13 protein-coding genes are annotated in these 17,147 nt (G+C 40.0%); 1 reads left to right on the forward strand and 12 read right to left on the reverse strand.

Features of this window, described 5'->3' with window-relative positions; translation table 11 throughout:
* Positions 1-50 precede the first annotated feature (50 nt).
* Positions 51-923, forward strand: a complete 873-nt coding sequence (locus tag ACZ5B7_RS17410; protein WP_464490316.1) for a LysM peptidoglycan-binding domain-containing protein — start codon at positions 51-53, stop codon at positions 921-923.
* 240 nt (positions 924-1,163) lie between these two features.
* Here ACZ5B7_RS17410 and ACZ5B7_RS17415 read toward each other — a convergent pair whose 3' ends face one another.
* From ACZ5B7_RS17415 to ACZ5B7_RS17470, 12 genes are all read right to left on the reverse strand, one after another.
* Positions 1,164-2,570 (reverse strand): hypothetical protein, encoded by a 1,407-nt coding sequence (locus ACZ5B7_RS17415; RefSeq protein WP_464490317.1) that lies wholly within the window; start codon positions 2,568-2,570, stop codon positions 1,164-1,166.
* 210 nt (positions 2,571-2,780) lie between these two features.
* Positions 2,781-4,592, reverse strand: coding sequence for an acyl-CoA dehydrogenase family protein (locus ACZ5B7_RS17420; protein ID WP_464490318.1), 1,812 nt, complete (start codon positions 4,590-4,592; stop codon positions 2,781-2,783).
* A 14-nt stretch (positions 4,593-4,606) separates the two neighbouring features.
* Positions 4,607-5,377, reverse strand: a complete 771-nt coding sequence (locus ACZ5B7_RS17425) for a citryl-CoA lyase (RefSeq protein ID WP_464490319.1) — start codon at positions 5,375-5,377, stop codon at positions 4,607-4,609.
* Positions 5,378-5,454: 77 nt separating this feature from the next.
* The gene (locus ACZ5B7_RS17430) at positions 5,455-7,605 is read right to left on the reverse strand and encodes an acetate--CoA ligase family protein (protein ID WP_464490320.1); all 2,151 of its coding nucleotides are present in this window, start codon (positions 7,603-7,605) and stop codon (positions 5,455-5,457) included.
* 3 nt (positions 7,606-7,608) lie between these two features.
* Positions 7,609-9,516 carry a TRAP transporter permease gene (locus ACZ5B7_RS17435; protein WP_464490321.1) on the reverse strand — a complete coding sequence of 636 codons (1,908 nt, stop codon included), beginning with the start codon at positions 9,514-9,516 and terminating at the stop codon, positions 7,609-7,611.
* Positions 9,517-9,634: 118 nt separating this feature from the next.
* Entirely contained in the window at positions 9,635-10,825 is a 1,191-nt protein-coding gene (locus ACZ5B7_RS17440; protein WP_423798233.1) for a TAXI family TRAP transporter solute-binding subunit, read from the reverse strand.
* Between the two features lie 384 nt (positions 10,826-11,209).
* Positions 11,210-11,614, reverse strand: coding sequence for a Zn-ribbon domain-containing OB-fold protein (locus tag ACZ5B7_RS17445; RefSeq protein WP_464490322.1), 405 nt, complete (start codon positions 11,612-11,614; stop codon positions 11,210-11,212).
* 2 nt (positions 11,615-11,616) lie between these two features.
* Entirely contained in the window at positions 11,617-12,786 is a 1,170-nt protein-coding gene (locus ACZ5B7_RS17450; RefSeq protein ID WP_464490323.1) for an acetyl-CoA acetyltransferase, read from the reverse strand.
* A gap of 64 nt (positions 12,787-12,850) precedes the next feature.
* A complete protein-coding gene (locus ACZ5B7_RS17455; protein WP_464490324.1) occupies positions 12,851-14,023 on the reverse strand; it encodes an acyl-CoA dehydrogenase family protein in 1,173 nt (390 codons plus the stop codon).
* Positions 14,023-15,189, reverse strand: coding sequence for an acyl-CoA dehydrogenase family protein (locus ACZ5B7_RS17460; RefSeq protein WP_464490325.1), 1,167 nt, complete (start codon positions 15,187-15,189; stop codon positions 14,023-14,025). The genes ACZ5B7_RS17455 and ACZ5B7_RS17460 overlap by 1 nt, the downstream gene beginning before the upstream one ends.
* 120 nt (positions 15,190-15,309) lie before the next feature.
* The gene (gene fabG, locus ACZ5B7_RS17465) at positions 15,310-16,050 is read right to left on the reverse strand and encodes a 3-oxoacyl-ACP reductase FabG (protein WP_464490326.1); all 741 of its coding nucleotides are present in this window, start codon (positions 16,048-16,050) and stop codon (positions 15,310-15,312) included.
* Positions 16,051-16,310: 260 nt separating this feature from the next.
* Positions 16,311-17,117 carry an IclR family transcriptional regulator gene (locus ACZ5B7_RS17470; protein WP_464490327.1) on the reverse strand — a complete coding sequence of 269 codons (807 nt, stop codon included), beginning with the start codon at positions 17,115-17,117 and terminating at the stop codon, positions 16,311-16,313.
* Between the last annotated feature and the right edge of the window lie 30 nt (positions 17,118-17,147).

Here is a 17,147-nt window from a genome sequence, read left to right on the forward strand (position 1 = left end):
TCAGAATCAAAATGTTTTTTCCCTCGTCAGTATATATGAGGTGAAAATAAATGAAAAAATTTAAACGGTTCCTGCAGGCTGTCCTATGTACATTATTGATCGGGTCGGTATTTTATTTCGGTCAGGAGGACACATTCGCTAAGGACAATTATATTGTTATCAAGAAAGGAGATACACTATATAGTATTTCGAAAAAATACCATATTTCCGTTGAAGATTTAAAGGAATACAACCAACTAACCAGCAACAAGATTATTGCTGGCCAAAAGTTAATGATTCCAGATTTTGAACAAACCAAACCGTTGTATGTTGTCGTTGCTGGATCATTTAGCAAGAAAACGAACGCAGATAAACGAGTTGCTTTTTTGAAAAAGAAAGGAATTGACGCGATCGTCGTTAAAAAAGTAATTAATGAAAAGAACTATTATCGTGTTCAAGCGGGCGTTTTTTCCAGTAAATCTAAAGCGGAGAAAATGAAAACGAAGGTAAAGGATATCGGAATTAAAGATGTTTATCTATATTCTGAAAAACCTCTTCAAATAAATGGAATCACACTAGGATCTTCTTACAATCAGCTCCTTAAAAAATTCGGTCAACCAACCAAAACAGAGGATGATAAGAATACTAGGTCGCTTTATTATCAAAACGAAGGTGCCGGGGTCCGTATAACCTTTGATGCAGCCAATGATTCCATTGAACAACTGCAAGTATATCCGGAATTTTTAACAACTACTTCCATCCCCACTGACAAAAACAAAATCCTCGATACTTATGGAAACCCAAATGAAATAAAGAACGTTACCTGCTATGAGAGTGCTAGTTGTGAACAAATAATTTATACATTTAATAAGAGCCAATTGATTGTTCAGATTGATCGTGATGGTAAGACGGTTCAATATTTGGATTTACGAAAAACCAAATAATAAAATTCAACTGAATGGCGTTCACTTTTCTCTTGGCATCTAGATGTTTCAACTTGAATCCGTTCATTACAGTCATATCTTATTAAAGGATTCAGTAAAAATTACTGAGTCCTTTCTTACTTCCCAATTGGTATGGAATATCTGCAATTGCTTTTCGAAAGGTCTATAGATGTAACAAGCCCAATCCGGCCACTGCTGGTATTAATAACTTCCAATATTCAGCAATAGCCAATTCTACTTTTAATGAATCAAATAAACAAATGTTGATCCAATTATAAGCATGATTAACAAGAATACTCCGTTCCACCGTAACCCAACCGAAAGGCTAGATTTCCCTAATAATCTACTGACAAGTAAATTAATAGGATTAATTGGACTTAATACGGAAGACAAAGACCAGGACAGCATCAACAATAATGCCAGTACCTCGGGCCGTGTTCCTAGCATATTCGCGTCCATTTGTGTGACCAGGGCTGATACGACAACCAATTGATGAACCCCAATAAAGGTAAGGACCAGGATTGTTCCGGCAACAACGAGGATAAAAAGCAAAAAAGAAATGGAAGCTGTATGAGTTAGGAAAAGTTTAATACTGTCAGCCGCAGCTGTTCCAGTCAATGCTTTAGAAAAAAGGCCAGCGCTGATAAATAAAACAATCTCATTTTTCATACTAACAACAGACGTATTTTTAAAAATAACAACCTGTTCTGTAAAATCCCTCCATTTCCCTTTCGCTACAGCCCAAAGAACAGGAAAGGTAATTGATACTAAACTCACCAAAAACAACATTGACCACTTGGTTAAAAATTCAAGAAGGAAGGTCATTCCAATAATCAGAGAAAACAGTCCGGCTAAATTAAGCATATTTCTTTGATGAGTTCTACCTTGTTGGACATCAATATATTGTTCTTCACTAAGTGTCACACAAGGCCTAATGACCTTACTATCTTTCCTGCGTTTTAACCAAATCCAAAATAATAAATTCCCGGTCACTAGCTGGATAATGGCAAGGGTAAATCCTAACGGTATGTAATGCAAAATAGGAACTTTCAGTTGATAAAGTACCAGGGCAACCGATGCGTAATAGGGAGACCATAAGATTACAGATGAAAACCCTACCAGATAGGATTTTGCAAGTATTTCAGGAGCAAGTTTAAAACTTCCAATCAGTTCATGCAGGATTCGAATGGTACCGATATTCAATACCGGTCCTAAGCAAAACAATAAGATTGATATGCTACCAAATAATTTTCTTAATTGATAAGCTAATTTCTCTACAAAAAATTGAATGGAATGAAGATACCCTCCGAGTTTCATAGGAATTGTCAACAGAGGAACTAATATAATAAGACTCAATAAAGGAAGATAGGAAAGTAAGCCTTTCACAGTCCCCTCAATCGCCGCCCCTTTATAAATATTTATAAAAAATCCAAGCATAAGCATACAAATACTAAAATAACGAGGAAGAGGCTGGGCTTGTTTAAGGTTGGATAAAAAAACAACGATGGTGAGGGCTGCGAGGAAATAATCAAAGATATTGGAATGGGTAAAATTGTGAAGAATATAGAGCAAACACATGGCAAGGATTAGTAAACTTTTCACATGTATATTTTCTTTTGCTCTAGGCATTAACCTGGTTTGCAACAATTTTTTCAACTCCGTCAAATAAAATTTCTTTTTCATCAGCGTGACTAAGGAAATGAATCACTGATAATAGGGATAGCCCCCATTAGGAACACTTGGAAGTTTTGGCTGCTTTTTAAATGGGGACTATTATATTTTTTGATAGAACCTATTTTTGGCTGCGAAGCATCAACTTATCTTCTCTCTTGCCTTTATTGCGGATCCTCAACTCTTTTACTTAGTTGACGCTTTAGATGATACTTTTACATTCTTCTCCATCATGGTCAATAATGGATCGATAATATTTTCAGGAATGCTCTCCCAATCGATAATCGCGTCAAGCCATTCATTTACGTTCTTATCAAAAATACCCGTTTCATCCTCCAGGTGTAAGTATCGTTGAAAATAATGGATAAATAGACATAATTTTCGATAACCGCCGTTCGACGAAAGCAGAAATTCTGCTTCTTGGAGCAGCAGGCTTGCCGTAAAAAGATGGTACATTCGGTTCATAAACCGTTTCGCGGAAATTTCTTGTTCAGGTGATTTTCCATGGACGATTTGCTCTACTTGTTCTTTGAATTTTTCCAATTTCCATCGGCAAAGTTCTGCTGCACGTTGCACATGAGCATTCTTTAAACCTGACAGCCGCTTTTCCAAATCACTAATAAATGCCCTTCCGCCATCATCCTTGTGAATGGCTCTTAACACATCCAAAGCCACGATATTAGTTGTTCCTTCCCAGATGGAGCCGACATGGGCATCTCGAACGAGCTTTGGATTTACCCATTCTTCAATGTAGCCATTGCCCCCGCGAATTTCCATTGCCTCTGCAGTTACATATCGTGCCTGTTTGCAAACAGTCCCTTTAAGCAAAGGGGTTAAAATCCGAAGCAATTTTTTTGATTCTTCGTGATTATCCTCAGCCTGATCAAAGACATGGGCTGTGTAAAAAATGGCCGATGAGGCTGCCTCTGTCATAAGGAGCAGTTCAAACAGGCTCTCTCTCATTAAAGGCAAATCAATAAGGGCCTGACCAAATGCCTTTCTTCCTCTTACTGTCACCAGCGCCTCTGTAAAACTTCGTCTCATCATGGCTGCAGAACGGACGGCATTGGAAAGCCGGGAGGAATTAACCATTGACATCATTTGTTTAAAGCCACTGTCAAGATTTCCGATGACATAACCAACCGCCCCTTCAAAAGTAACTTCTCCGGAGGCCATATCCCTTGTTCCTAGCTTATCTTTTAACCGGTTGATTCGATATCGATTTTGCTCACCGTTTTCCAGTTTTTTAGGCACTAAAAACATGGCCAGACCTTTGGTACCAGCACTCGATCCTTCTGGACGTGCCAGCACCAGTGCAACATCCGCAGATACGTTTGAACAAAACCATTTATCCCCCCAAATCTCCCAATGGTCACCTGCCTTTTTAGCTGTTACAGTGTTGGAACCTACATCTGATCCTCCTTGCTTTTCTGTCATGAATTGTGCACCAGTCCAAAGTTCACTTGGATCGGTACTGAGCATTCGAGGTAAGTATTTGTTCTTTATTTCAGGACTTGCATATTGTTCAATGACTCGGGCCGCTGAATCGGTCATACTCATTGGGCAGCAAAGTCCAAACTCGGATTGCGCAAATAGATACCAAAATGCATATTTTAACACTCTCGAAAAAGGAGTCGGCCACCCCATCACACCTGGGCGATGGGACATGGCTACTAGCCCAAATTCACCATAACCGATTTCCTCCATTCGTTGATAGGCCGGGTGATATTTTACAATATCAACTCTTTCCCCTTGTCGATTGTAAGGGATTAATACCGGAGGATGTTGGTCCGCATCACGGGATAAGTCATCTAACTCAGTACCTGCCACATCCCCCAATTTTGATAATAGTGGAAGTGCTTTTTTATATTCATCCTTCGAAACATAGAAACGCATTAATAAATCTAAGTTTGGATCATCAAGGAAAAAATTAAGTCCTTCCGTCTCTGGCATTCCTCCAAGCTTAGGTTCCAGACTTAGTAAATGATTATTCTTCAAGAATAAAACCTCCATTAACCTCGATAGTCCGTATGTTCTTCGATATAATCGAACAATTGCTGTCCGAAACTTTCTTTTCTTCCCACTTCTATTTCTTCTACAATATGCGCGACTAATCCGACAGCCCGGGCAGCAACCGCAAGCGATTTGACAATCCGATAATCAATCCCCATGTCGGCCATAATGGCGCCAATGGCGCCAACAGCATTTAAGGTAACCGTCTTTCCTTTTTTCTCGCAAAATTGTCTATGAATCTCTTTAAGAAGCTGTGAGTTTTTTCCATTGAACCCCAAATCTTCCGCGATTGCAAATAACCTGATTGTTCGTGGATCTTCAGGTTTATGAACGGGATGACCAAATCCAGGAAGCTGCTTTCCGCTTTCCTGCCTCTCATTAATGACAAGAGAGGCGATTTCTTGCAGATCTCTTTCCTCTCCATATTTTTTAAAGGCATCCTGAAGCATTTCTGCAACATATTCCATTGCCCCAAGATAAACAGTTCCCGCACCAAGCAACCCTGCCGCAACGGCTGATTGAACAGATTCGGGTGCTCCTAAATAAGTCAGCCTTGTTGAAATAGAGCTTGGAGTATATCCATGCTCGCAGATGGCTACTAATAGTGCGTTAAGCATCTTGGATTCATTTTCTGTCGGTTTCCGATGCATCGCTCCGAGAAATGCCATATCAGCCAGAGTAATTTTTCCGATTAAATCTTCTGTTAGGTCATAACCGTGAACAAAAATTCGATCACGGGTTGATTTACCAATTTTCGTTTGAAATTCCATTGTTAGCTATACCCCCAAAATTTTATATTTTTGAAGCACATTAGCATGTTTTTAACTCCTGTCCTATTCGTTTTGGATTAAATAGTTCCTGCTGAAACAGTAGATTCCACGCCGTTTTTCCAGATAATAATTCCGTCTAGGGCAGCAATGCCTTTCCCTTCTTCGAACACCCATAATGGATTTATGTCCATCTCACTAATTTTTTCCTTATGCTGTGCCGCAAACTGTGAAACCTGCACAATGGCCTCCGTCAGGGCAGAAACATCTCTTTTCTTTTTACCTCTGATTCCTTCTAACAAAGGATAACCCTTTAGTTCTTTTAACATATCAAAGGCTTCTTGTTTACTAACTGGTGCCCGGCGAATCGAAGCATCCTTTAGCACTTCGATGAAAATCCCGCCAAGACCGCAAACAATTAAAGGTCCAAATTGGGGGTCTTGTTTTACACCAATAAACATTTCGATTCCTTCATCTTGAAACATCTCCTCCGCTAGAATTCCTTCGATCTTTGCATCAGGAGTATATTGTTTAACAGATTGCAAGATTTCGTCAAAGGCATTCTCTAGTTGAAGAGAATTTTGAATGTTAATCTTCACACCGCCTGCGTCAGTTTTATGCAGAACATCACAGGAAATCACTTTACATACAACCGGATATTGGAGATTTTCTTTTACTGCTTCTAAGTGGCTGTGATCTTTAATGAGCGTGCCCTTTGGAACGCGGATGCCTAACAATGATAGTTCTTCCTTGACACGTTCCTCTGTCCAAATCCATGTCATGTCTTCAGACTTTACGTTACGCTGGTTTACCGGAACTTGCAGTCCTGCTTCTTCTTGCCTGCAGAAGGCCGAAAAATCGACTAAATATTTTAATGCCATCATTGTTTTATAAGAGGTAGAGAAAACGGGAACGCCAGCTTCTTGCAGAATGGCTCTTCCTTCACCGGTCAACTCACTGGTTCCTGTGATTGTGACAAGAATCGGCTTGTCTGTTAATTTATCAATCTCAGCTATTTTTTGACAGATCTTCTTCCCCAGATCCCCGCCAAACGTAGTTTGAAAGACTATGGCATCAATGTCTTGATCATTAATTAGAATCTCAAGTGTGTCCGTTAAAATATGCTGTTCCTTTAGTGCTTGAGCAGTTACATCAATTGGATTCAGCGCTGAACCGTATGGAGGGATAATGGCTTTTATCTCTGCAGCTGTTTCCGTAGACAAACGAACCATTTCCAATCCTAACACTTCGCTATAATCTGCCATGGCAATTCCTGCTGCACCCGAATTGGATATGGTGACAATACGGTTGCCAGCAGTCTTCTTGCCTCTCCTAAAAACCTTCATGGCATCAATCACGTCATCTACATCATTTACGGAAATGAATCCATATTGTTTGGCAATAGCTTGGAACGTTTCTTCTGATCCTGTTAAGGAAGCTGTATGGGATAAGGCAGCCTGCCTTCCAATCTCAGAACGGCCAGCCTTTAATAAAATGACTGGTTTTTTCACCCGTTTGGACGTTTTAGAAATTTCAATCAGCATTTCCCCATCAGGTATACCCTCAAGGTAACCTGCCACGACCTTTGTATCTTCATCTTCGAGCATATATTCGATGCAATCAAGCGAATGAATATCCATTTGGTTTCCTGTATTGACGATATAGGAAAAACCTATATTCTCCTCTTGAGCTAATCCAAATAAGGAAAATCCGATCGCACCACTTTGGGAAGCAAAACCAACATTGCCCGGTTGGAATCCTTTTTCTGTTTCAAAAGAGGTGGCAAAACCCATAGGGATTGTCTTTTTAACGTTTAATAAGCCTACGCAATTCGGACCCAGTATGTGAATCCCCGCTTCCTTAGCTTTTTTCAAAACTTGCTCTTGCAGCTTTCTTCCTTCCTCACCAACCTCAGCAAAACCAGAGCCGAATAGAACCAAATGGTGGATTTGTTTCGTTTTACATTCTTCCAGAATTTGCAGCATTCGTTTGGAGGCAACTGCGATTAAGGCGACATCAACCTCTCCGGGAATATCTAAAAGGCTTGGATAACAAGGAATTCCCTCAATTTCATCATATTTTGGATTAACAGGATAAATTTTCCCCTTATAATTGTGATGAATTAAGTTTTTTATTGGTTTACCACTTATAGAGGTAAAGTCCTTCGATACACCAACAATCGCAATCGATTGGGGATTCAAAAAGCGGTCAATCGCATTTATTTTTGACATATTTTAAACCTCCTGTCCTTTTTCCTTGTTGACATTTAGTGAAACTTTAATTTTAAAGAGATAGATTAATCCCAAGATAACGAGTCCGATAATCAGCAAATAAAGATTCATGAAAAACATCAATAACCCTCCAGCAAATAACAATAACCGTTCTACAATCTTTAACGCTCCTGCTCCTAAAAGGTATCCTTCAATGGATGAAGCAATCATGAATATCCCTAAAATCGAAAGAACTATGCTTAGAACTGTCTCAAAAGGCTCGCCGCGACCAATTAAAATGGCCGGATTGTAAATCATAAAGAATGGAACGATAAACTTAACAGAACCAAGCTGCACCGATTGAAAACCTGTTTTCATTGGACTGGCACCTGCGATACTTGCTGTGGCAAACGCTGCTAAAGCAACAGGCGGTGTGATATAAGAAACAGTTGCCCAATATACTACATATAAGTGGGCGGCAATAGGATCCACGCCAACAGTGATTAATGCCGGCGCCATGATTACGGCCAAAAACACATATACGGCAGATACGGTCATCCCCATCCCGAGAATAAAACTTGTAAGCGCTCCGCCTATTAAGATAAGGAATGTGTTGTTTCCCGCAGCAGCAACCAGTTCTCTTGAAAGGGAAAAGGATACTCCTGTCGCTGATAGAGCTCCGACGATAAAACCGACTCCTGCAATGATCACGACGATATCGGCTAATACTTTTCCGATTTCCAAAACCATATCAAAATACTGCTTCTTGTTCATTCGTGTTTCTTTTTTGATCATCGTTAGTAGAATTAAAGCAATACTTGCTAAATAAGGCGCCTGACCTTCTGAATTTAAGAATCCTAAAAAGGCAACCATGATGAAAAGAGCAAATATAAAGTGCCAACCATCTTTCAATGTCTTCCAAAATGGGGGAACTTCCGATTTTGGCAATCCTTTTAAATTATTTCTTGCAGCATATCCGTCTATCTGAATAAATAATCCAAAGAAATATAAAAAGGCGGGCACTGCAGCAGCTAGGGCGATATGGTAATAGGGGGTTGCCAAAAAGGATGCCATAATAAAAGCAGCCGAACCCATAATTGGCGGGGTAATCGTTCCGCCTGTTGAAGCAGTTGCTTCAATCGCTGCTGCATAATATGGTTTATATCCTGCCTTTTTCATTGCGGGAATCGTCATGGCCCCGATGGTTACTGCATTTGAAACAGCACTTCCGCTTAACATTCCAAAAAACGCGCTTCCCACAACGGCAACCTTTGCCGAACCACCCCTTGTTCTGCCGAATAGGGATAGTGCCAGCTTAAAGAAGAAATCTCCTCCGCCGGTACGAGTGATCACTACGCCAAATACAAGAAAACCAAGGAGCAAGTTTCCGATCGTAGTATAAGCAATCCCAAAGACGCTATTGGAACTTAAAATATGGTTTCTAGCTAATGTTAAAAAGTCATAGGATTGACCCTGTAATAGACTGATAGGTACATTGGAAGCAACGAGGGGATAAAGGGAAATCACCAAGCAAATAAGGGATAAGACAAGGCCTGCAGTTCGACGAAGTGCTTCAAGTAATAAGGCCCATAACACAATACTGAAATATGTAGGAATGGTTGGAGCGTTCCAATCCCAGCCTTCTTCGATGATACGCTTTCCTTGTAAACCAAGGTAAACAGTAATTATGACCGAAACAGCAAAAAAGACAACATCATACCATTTGACGGATATTTGGGTTTTCTTGGCAGGGAAAATTAAAAATGAAATCGGCATAAAACAGCCTAGCAAATAGATGAGGTAAGCATTCTGGATGGGGTTAATTCCAAACAAATGGATATAAAACAACATATTAATAGAAAGTAAAACACCAATAACAGTGGAAACTGCCACGACTACCTTCCAAAAAAAATTAAGCCTTTCTGTTTTCAAGCGAGATCCCCCAATCTTATTATTATCGAATTTTTGATAGTCTCTCCGTTGCTGAGATCTTAATAAAAAAGAATGTCAGCCAGCTTTCAGCGGCTGACTTTCTTTTTTATATAGAAACTTATTTTATAAGTTCAGCCTTTTTCTCTAACCAATAGGCTGGAAACTTATCATTAGAAATGCCTTCCTTTTTAGATTCATCGACTACCTTATCCCAGGCAGTTTTTAGTTTCTTATATCTTTCGGCCAATGCATCATTTTTCGCTTGTTTTTCATCACTCCACAAACCTTTTTCTTTTAAGAACTTAATCGTCCCCTCGTGGAATGGGATACCGCGTGGCTCTGTCAACACTTTATCTTTTGAATATAGGGCCAAGTTTGGTATCGCCTTTTGATAGTCATTAAAGTTTTCATCCATAGCTTTTAATAACTGATAAACAGTATCTGCATCCTGGCTGGCATAACCGCCGATAAGATATCCATGACCCAAGACGTTTGTTGCGCCTTTCATTCCAGCACCGTTATCCATTGTATATGGGAACAGCCATGATGCCGTCTTTTCTACACGTGCCCAGCCTTCCTTGTCTTTAGGATCCATTTCAAGCCAGCGAATTCCGCCCTTACTGTCTGCTTCAAACATGGTGGAAGCGGTTGGATTAATTCCGGCTACGTCGATTTGCCCTTGTAGGAGAGCATCACCTTGTCCTGCATAGGATGTAATATCCACCGGTTTTACATCGTCCCATGTGAGACCTGCAAAGGCCAATATTGCTTCGTTTTTAATATTAACGGAGGAATTACCAGTAATTCTAGGAACCCTTTTTCCTTTTAAATCTGCAATCGATTTAATATCTGAATCTTTTCGAACCGCAAACCCAAATTGACTAATTGGTGCCCAAATGGCCCTTACATCTTGAGGACCCCAATCGGGTTTTGCAAATTCTTCCATTGCTTCAAAAGAAAATTGAATTTCATCACCCAATTTTCCAATAGAAGCTTGATTACTCTTTAATGGCAGCATTCGTCCTACCCCGCTGGCGGATGGAAGCATCCTAATTTGTGTTCCATATTTACTAGTCAATGTGTTTGCAATTGCTGACATTTCTGCGTATCCACCGGACCCAACATCGTATACACTCCATGTCATTTGTTTGGGAAGTGAGACAGTACTAGAAGCTGTGGAAGTACTTTTGTTTGAAGCTGGTTTTTTCTCAGTTCCGCTGCTTTTCAGTGATCCATTACTGCTGCAGCCTACCAATAAAATGGAGAGTAAAAAGATAGCCATTAAGAATTTTAGCGGTTTTTTCAACATCCATAATCCCCCTTCGTTTAAAGCCTTCCTACCTGAAAAAGATGTTAGATCATTACTTTTTTTAGGTAGGAAACCGTTTTCATATTTCTACTAAATTTATTTTATATATAAAATATATTTTCGTCAATGAAATTTTATAAAATTCAGTATTTTCCGTTAACATATATTTCATCTAATGAAAAAAGGAGATATTGGTCGTTTTGATAGGAATTCCTCATAGTGTTTGCAAAGTTGAAACATTGTGAAAGGATCTTAACAGATGAGGTTTTTAAACTAATAGAATAGTTTTCGCTTTATACCAAAACTATTTCCGTTTTGGATTCCGTGCCTTCTTGGTTTAAGGCTAGAGGAGCATCAGTATGTGATGTTCCCCTAGTGTTCATGTTAGATAGCTCTTGGTTTAAATTTCGGTAATGTAAAATCTCCTTCTACTTGAAAGACCACTTCAACTGGCATATCACATTCTACTTTATCTACATCTACATCAATGATATTACTAAGCATACGAACCCCTTCGTCTAATTCGATCAGTGCGACAACGTACGGAACTTCATCTTTAAATGCCGGGCCCCCTGGGCGTCTTGCTATGGTAAAGGAATAAACCTTTCCAACTCCAGAGGATTGCACCCATTCGACTTTTTCAGAAAAACAATTTGGACATAAGACCCGTGGATAAAAAATGTAGCTGGAGCAGTTCTCACATTTTTGAATCAATAGTTTATGCTCTTTACACCCTTTCCAAAATACATAGGAGTCTCCATCAGGTATAGGCAGCGGTTTTTCTATCATTTTTAATCCCTCCCTAAAATAACCACGGATGTAGAGGAAAGCGTTCCGCCTGTTCCCGCCACAAGAGAAATTTTTGAATTTTTCACTTGCCTCTCTCCCGCCTCTTCTCTCAACTGACGCACAGCTTCAATTAACAAGAAGATTCCGTACATTCCAGGGTGAGCATAGGAGAGCCCCCCGCCATTTGTGTTCAAAGGAAATTCCCCGCCTGGAGCTGTCCGCTGATTCGAAACAAAATCCCCGCCCTCTCCAGGTTTACAAAAACCTAGAGACTCTAGTGTAAGTAAAACAGTAATCGTGAAAGAATCATAGATTTGCACAACATCAATTTCATCATGAGTGACTCCTGCCATCTCAAATGCTCTCTTTCCTGAGACAGCCGCTGAAGTTACTGTTAAATCCGGCATTGCTTGAATGGACCAGTGGCTGTGAGACTCTCCTTGTCCTAGAACCCATACCGGTTTTTTTCGGCAGTCTTTGGCCCGTTCAGCTGAGACCAAAACAATCGCACCCGCTCCATCCGTAACTAAACAGCAATCCAGTAAATGTAATGGGTCACAGATCATGGGTGAAGTTAAAACATCTTCAATCGTTAAAGGATCACGCATCGTAGCGTGTGGATTTAATTGCGCCCATTTTCTGGTAGCTACTGCAATTTCCGCTAATTGTTCAGGCTTTGTCCCATATTGGTGCATATGGCGATGGGCTGCCATAGCGTAAGCACCTGCAGGCGACGGCAATCCATATGGAGTTTCGTATTGGGCCGTTAAGACTGGGGGTCGTCCAGCCAATGTACGGGATTTTTCAGAGCGCTGCGTACTTCCATAGAGGATTAAAGCTACTTCACATAATCCTGATTGAATGGCTGCAGCCGCATGGCCGACATGCGCTTCAAAGGCTGATCCGCCTATTTGAGTGGAATCGGTATACTTTGGTTGAATCCCTAAGTATTCAGATACCACAACAGATGGAAAGGAACCTATGCCAGGTAATCCCCAAAGTCCGGCAACAAAAATCCCATCGACATCATCCTTTGATAATCCGGCATCCTCTAATGCTCTTTTTGCAGCAATCGCCTGTATTTGTAAAACCGAATGACCGTGTTTTACTTTTCCTTTCTCGAGTTCAACATCTCCAACGCCGACAATAGCAGCTGCCCGTTTGATTGACATCTTTTCACCTGCCCTTTATTTTTTTGTTACGCATAGAAATCGTTTTTCTTTATTTGGTGAAAGATTAAATTGTTATTCCTTGAGGTTTTTCAGAAGGTGAAAGCAAGTTTTGCATGACAAATTCAATCATGATCGATGGATGGGTAATGTGGTAAAGCTGGTAAATGGAAGATTTGTACCAATAATGAATGCTTTCTTCCCATGTAAAGCCCATTCCACCGTGAAGCTGGATCGCAGCTTCACAGACTTTTTTATACATTTCTGTACTAAAATAGCGGCTTGCCATAACATTCAATAAGTTTTTATCCTGATTTGTTTCCTGTTGAGCTGCTATATAAAAACTGTAGCTGCGCGCTTTTTCAATAGCGACATGCATATCGGCAATCATATGTTTCACCGCTTGGAAGGATCCAACTGGAACTCCAAATTGCTTCCGCTGGGTTACATAATGAATGGTTCTTTTTAATACTTCGTCTGCACCGCCAATGATTTCTCCATTAGAACAAAGTAAATACTGGATAACTTGCTCATTTAACAACTCTTGGTGGTCAGTGTCGAATCCTTCAATAAAATCCACTTTATTGATCCAAACATGATCAAGCTGGATGGTTCCTTGCGGTTTGGCCAGTTCCACTGATTCCTCGGCTGAAACCGTTACGCCCTCCAGGCTGGTATTTAATAATGCTAGAGAAACACCCCCGCTATTGTCTCTTACAGGCAATAAACAAAAATCTGCGTGCTGGATAAACGGGATATGTTTGATTTCACCTGTCAATTGAATTCGGTTGGTTTCCCGATTTGCTATTTTGATAGATGGCCAATTGAAGTCTATTCCGTTTTGGGACTTTGCTAACTGAGGCAAGACCGTGGTGATGAGGCTTTCTCCAGATAGCAAAAGGTCTAATTGTTGTTGTTGAACAGACGATAATTTTAATTGACTTAGGAGCGGGACAATTAATCCAGCTGTTAACAAATAAGGGCCAGGAAAAGGTCTTTCTCCAAACGATTCTGACAGATACATCAAGTCAAGAGATGTCATATCCTCAAAGACCTGCCATTTTCCTTGTGCCAGTATTCCGAGCCAGCCATTATCTGCCAGTTTCCTCCATTCATCCTTTGAAAAGCCATGTTTCTTTTCGACTATTTCTTTAAAATGTTCTAGTGTCATCTCTTTTTTTAACAATGATTGCAGAGCCTTTTTTAACATTTGCTGCTGTTCAGAAAAGCGGTATTCCATTATGCTCTCCCCCCTTTTGAGCTAGGCAGTCCCAGAGATTTAGCGATAATATTTTTTTGAACTTGTGTCGTTCCGGCATAGATTGTTTCGGCTCGTGAGATAAGAAATTTCTGTAACCACACTTCATGTTCCCCTTTAACTAACGATTCTTCGCCTAGAACTTCCACGCCTAAATTAAGTAAATCTTGATGACTTTCACTCCAAACTAGTTTGGCTATGGCGGGGATGGCACCGTTATCATCACCTTGAGCAATAAGGGCAATATTCCGTAAGGAGATACTTTTTAATATTTCACAGGATAAATAGGACTGAACTAATTTATTTTGCAGGACGGAGCTGATTGCTTGCGAGTTGTCATTGTTCATCTGATTTTGAAAAAGCGAAACTAGCTGCTGGAATTCTTGCTGCATTTTTAAGGCGCGCTGCGCAAAATGAATTCCACGTTCGTTGGCAAGCGAATAATTAGCCATCTCCCACCCGTTATTTATTTCTCCAACGACATCCTCGATTGGAACAACGGCATCATCTAGAAAAACTTCAGCCAGTTCTGATTCACCGGCAATATTTTTTATTGGCCGTACTGTGACACCTGGCTGTTTCAAATCTAAGATCATCAGGCTAATGCCTTTGTATCTGGATTCTCCCGTTCGGACCAAGATATAGCATTTATTTGCATAGGGAGCATAAGATGTCCATACTTTTTGACCATTTAATACATAATGGTCTCCTTTACGTTCTGCTTTTGTTTGAAGACCAGCTAAATCCGATCCGGCAATCGGTTCTGAGAAACCTTGACACCATATGTCGTCATGATAAAGCATCCGGGGTAGATAGTGCTTCTTTTGTTCTTCTGTACCATAGCGAATTAATGTCATTCCAAAAATGCCAATTCCATTGGAATTTAACACTTCGGGTGCATTGAACCGTACTAATTCTTCAATATAAACTAACTGTTGTTCCAGCGTTAATCCGAGGCCGCCATACTCTTTTGGCCAAGCAGGTGCTACCCATCCTCCCTGACCCAACATTTTGCCCCACGTTCTTCGTCTTTCCACCAATTCCTCACCAGTTACTTCATCGTTCCACTCCTTCGGAAAGTTGGCCACTAACCAGGTGCGAAAAGACTCGCGAAAAGACTCCGCCTCTTGTGAGTACTCAAAATTCATTCAGCTTTCCCGCCTTTCATTGCTCATATTTTGATGGCACACAGCTTTAAAGGTGCCTGACACCTTGAATACTCCCTCATTGTTCATTGCTATCCTTAAAATACTTCTATTATTCTGTTATTACATGAAACGGCCGCCAGTCACTTCTAAAACATTGCCTGTCATGTAATCTGAATAATCGGAACAAAGGAATACCACAGCTTTGGCAATGTCCAATGGTTCGCCGATTCTATTCATTGGGATTTCAGCAATCTTTATTTGCCGAACTTTCTCTGGCACCGCACGTGTCATATCCGTGTCAATAAAGCCAGGCTGCACCGCATTCACATTTACTTGGAATTTAGCAAGCTCTTTTGCTGCAGCCTTCGTCATTCCGACAAGCCCAGCCTTTGCTCCGGCATAATTCACTTGGCCCATATTTCCCACTTTCCCAGCGATCGATGAAATATTAACGATCTTACCTTTTTGCTCCTGTCTCATATGAATGGCCGCCGCCTGCATACACAAGAAGGTTCCTTTCATATGTACAGCTATTACTTGATCGAATTGTTCTTCCGTCATCTTGTGTAACATGGCATCCCTTGTAATTCCGGCATTGTTTACAAGAATATCTAAACCTCCAAATGTGTCAATCGCTGCTTGAATTAGTCCGTGAGCACTTTCTTTTTGCGAAACATCTACCTGGTAAGCTAAGCCTTTTGTTCCCAGTTTTTCAATTTCCTTCGCAACTTGCAGGGCGGATTCTAAATTTAAATCTCCTACCACCACATTTGCCCCATGCTTTGCTAGAAATAACGAGATTTCTCTGCCAATTCCTTGTCCTGCCCCGGTTACCACCGCGATTTTTCCGTTTAATTCCATTTCAAGTCACTCCTATTTTAAGATGATGAAAGAAAGGAAACATTTGTTAATCTATTCAAGATTTTATATGTAAAAAAATTTTTCGTCAATGAAATATTTTAATTTTTAGAAAATTAGGCCATTAGTTATACTGAGGAAGGAAGACCTTTACGATTTAGCTCTTCCAGGGAGTTTAGTGAAAAAAATAAAAAAGGAACGTTCGATGGGGATACGTTCCTTTAGATGATTATTTCGATATATAAATTTTTTATAAAAAAGACTTATTTTTTACTTACATAACCGCTTATTTTGAAACTAACTTCCTGTCCAACTCTTTTAATGAGTTCGCCCATTTTTACAATTTCTTTATCGTTAAATTGGGCGGTCATACCAATAATTGAAATGGCCATATCCACAGATCCGTCAGTATTAAAAAGAGGTGCCGAGATCCCTACGATTCCATCAATGTACTCTCCAAAGGTTGTGGCATATCCATTCTCTCGGATGGTTGGCAATTCTTTTATCAGTTCTTGAATCTCCTCTGAAGACATTGTTCGCAGTCCTTCATTGGTATGTAAAAGTTCGCCAGCATCTTCTTCTTCCATATAAGCTAATAAACATTTACCATAGGAACCATCAATGACTGAAAAATGCCTTCCTACCGATACATTAATTCCAAACTCTTCCCCCTCAGACTTAGCAATAATGGTTGAGCGTTTTTTACCAATTCTGCTGACAAGAAAAGCGGTTAGTCCCGTTTTTTCTGAAAGACTCTCCAAGTACGGAATAATGACAGAGATATCAAATTGATTTTCTTTTGCTCTTTCTCCTAAGACAACCAGATACGGGCCAAGACTATACCGCTTTGAACTTTTATCAAAACGAACAATCGATAGTTCCTCTAACTTTTGCAAAATCCGAAAACAAGTAGTTGGGGTAAGGGAAAGCGCTTTAGAAATCTCAGTTAAATTACTTTTACTAAATTTTTTTCGGCTTAGTAAAGTTAATATTTTAAACGCACTATCAACAGCGGGAACGTTGTATTTGGGCTTTTTCTTTTCTTCAATTCCATTCTTATTATCTTCCATTCAAATTCCCCTTTAATTTTATAATAATAG

Source organism: Neobacillus sp. S1115, assembly GCF_055385565.1.

What these genes read in the sequence shown, in the direction of transcription:
- ACZ5B7_RS17440 (WP_423798233.1), bottom strand. Translation starts at nt 10,825, where the DNA reads ATGTTGAAAAAACCGCTAAAATTCTTAATGGCTATCTTTTTACTCTCC.
- ACZ5B7_RS17470 (WP_464490327.1), bottom strand. Translation starts at nt 17,117, where the DNA reads ATGGAAGATAATAAGAATGGAATTGAAGAAAAGAAAAAGCCCAAATAC.
- ACZ5B7_RS17445 (WP_464490322.1), bottom strand. Translation starts at nt 11,614, where the DNA reads ATGATAGAAAAACCGCTGCCTATACCTGATGGAGACTCCTATGTATTT.
- ACZ5B7_RS17460 (WP_464490325.1), bottom strand. Translation starts at nt 15,189, where the DNA reads ATGAATTTTGAGTACTCACAAGAGGCGGAGTCTTTTCGCGAGTCTTTT.
- ACZ5B7_RS17455 (WP_464490324.1), bottom strand. Translation starts at nt 14,023, where the DNA reads ATGGAATACCGCTTTTCTGAACAGCAGCAAATGTTAAAAAAGGCTCTG.
- ACZ5B7_RS17430 (WP_464490320.1), bottom strand. Translation starts at nt 7,605, where the DNA reads ATGTCAAAAATAAATGCGATTGACCGCTTTTTGAATCCCCAATCGATT.
- ACZ5B7_RS17410 (WP_464490316.1), top strand. Translation starts at nt 51, where the DNA reads ATGAAAAAATTTAAACGGTTCCTGCAGGCTGTCCTATGTACATTATTG.
- fabG (WP_464490326.1), bottom strand. Translation starts at nt 16,050, where the DNA reads ATGGAATTAAACGGAAAAATCGCGGTGGTAACCGGGGCAGGACAAGGA.
- ACZ5B7_RS17450 (WP_464490323.1), bottom strand. Translation starts at nt 12,786, where the DNA reads ATGTCAATCAAACGGGCAGCTGCTATTGTCGGCGTTGGAGATGTTGAA.
- ACZ5B7_RS17425 (WP_464490319.1), bottom strand. Translation starts at nt 5,377, where the DNA reads ATGGAATTTCAAACGAAAATTGGTAAATCAACCCGTGATCGAATTTTT.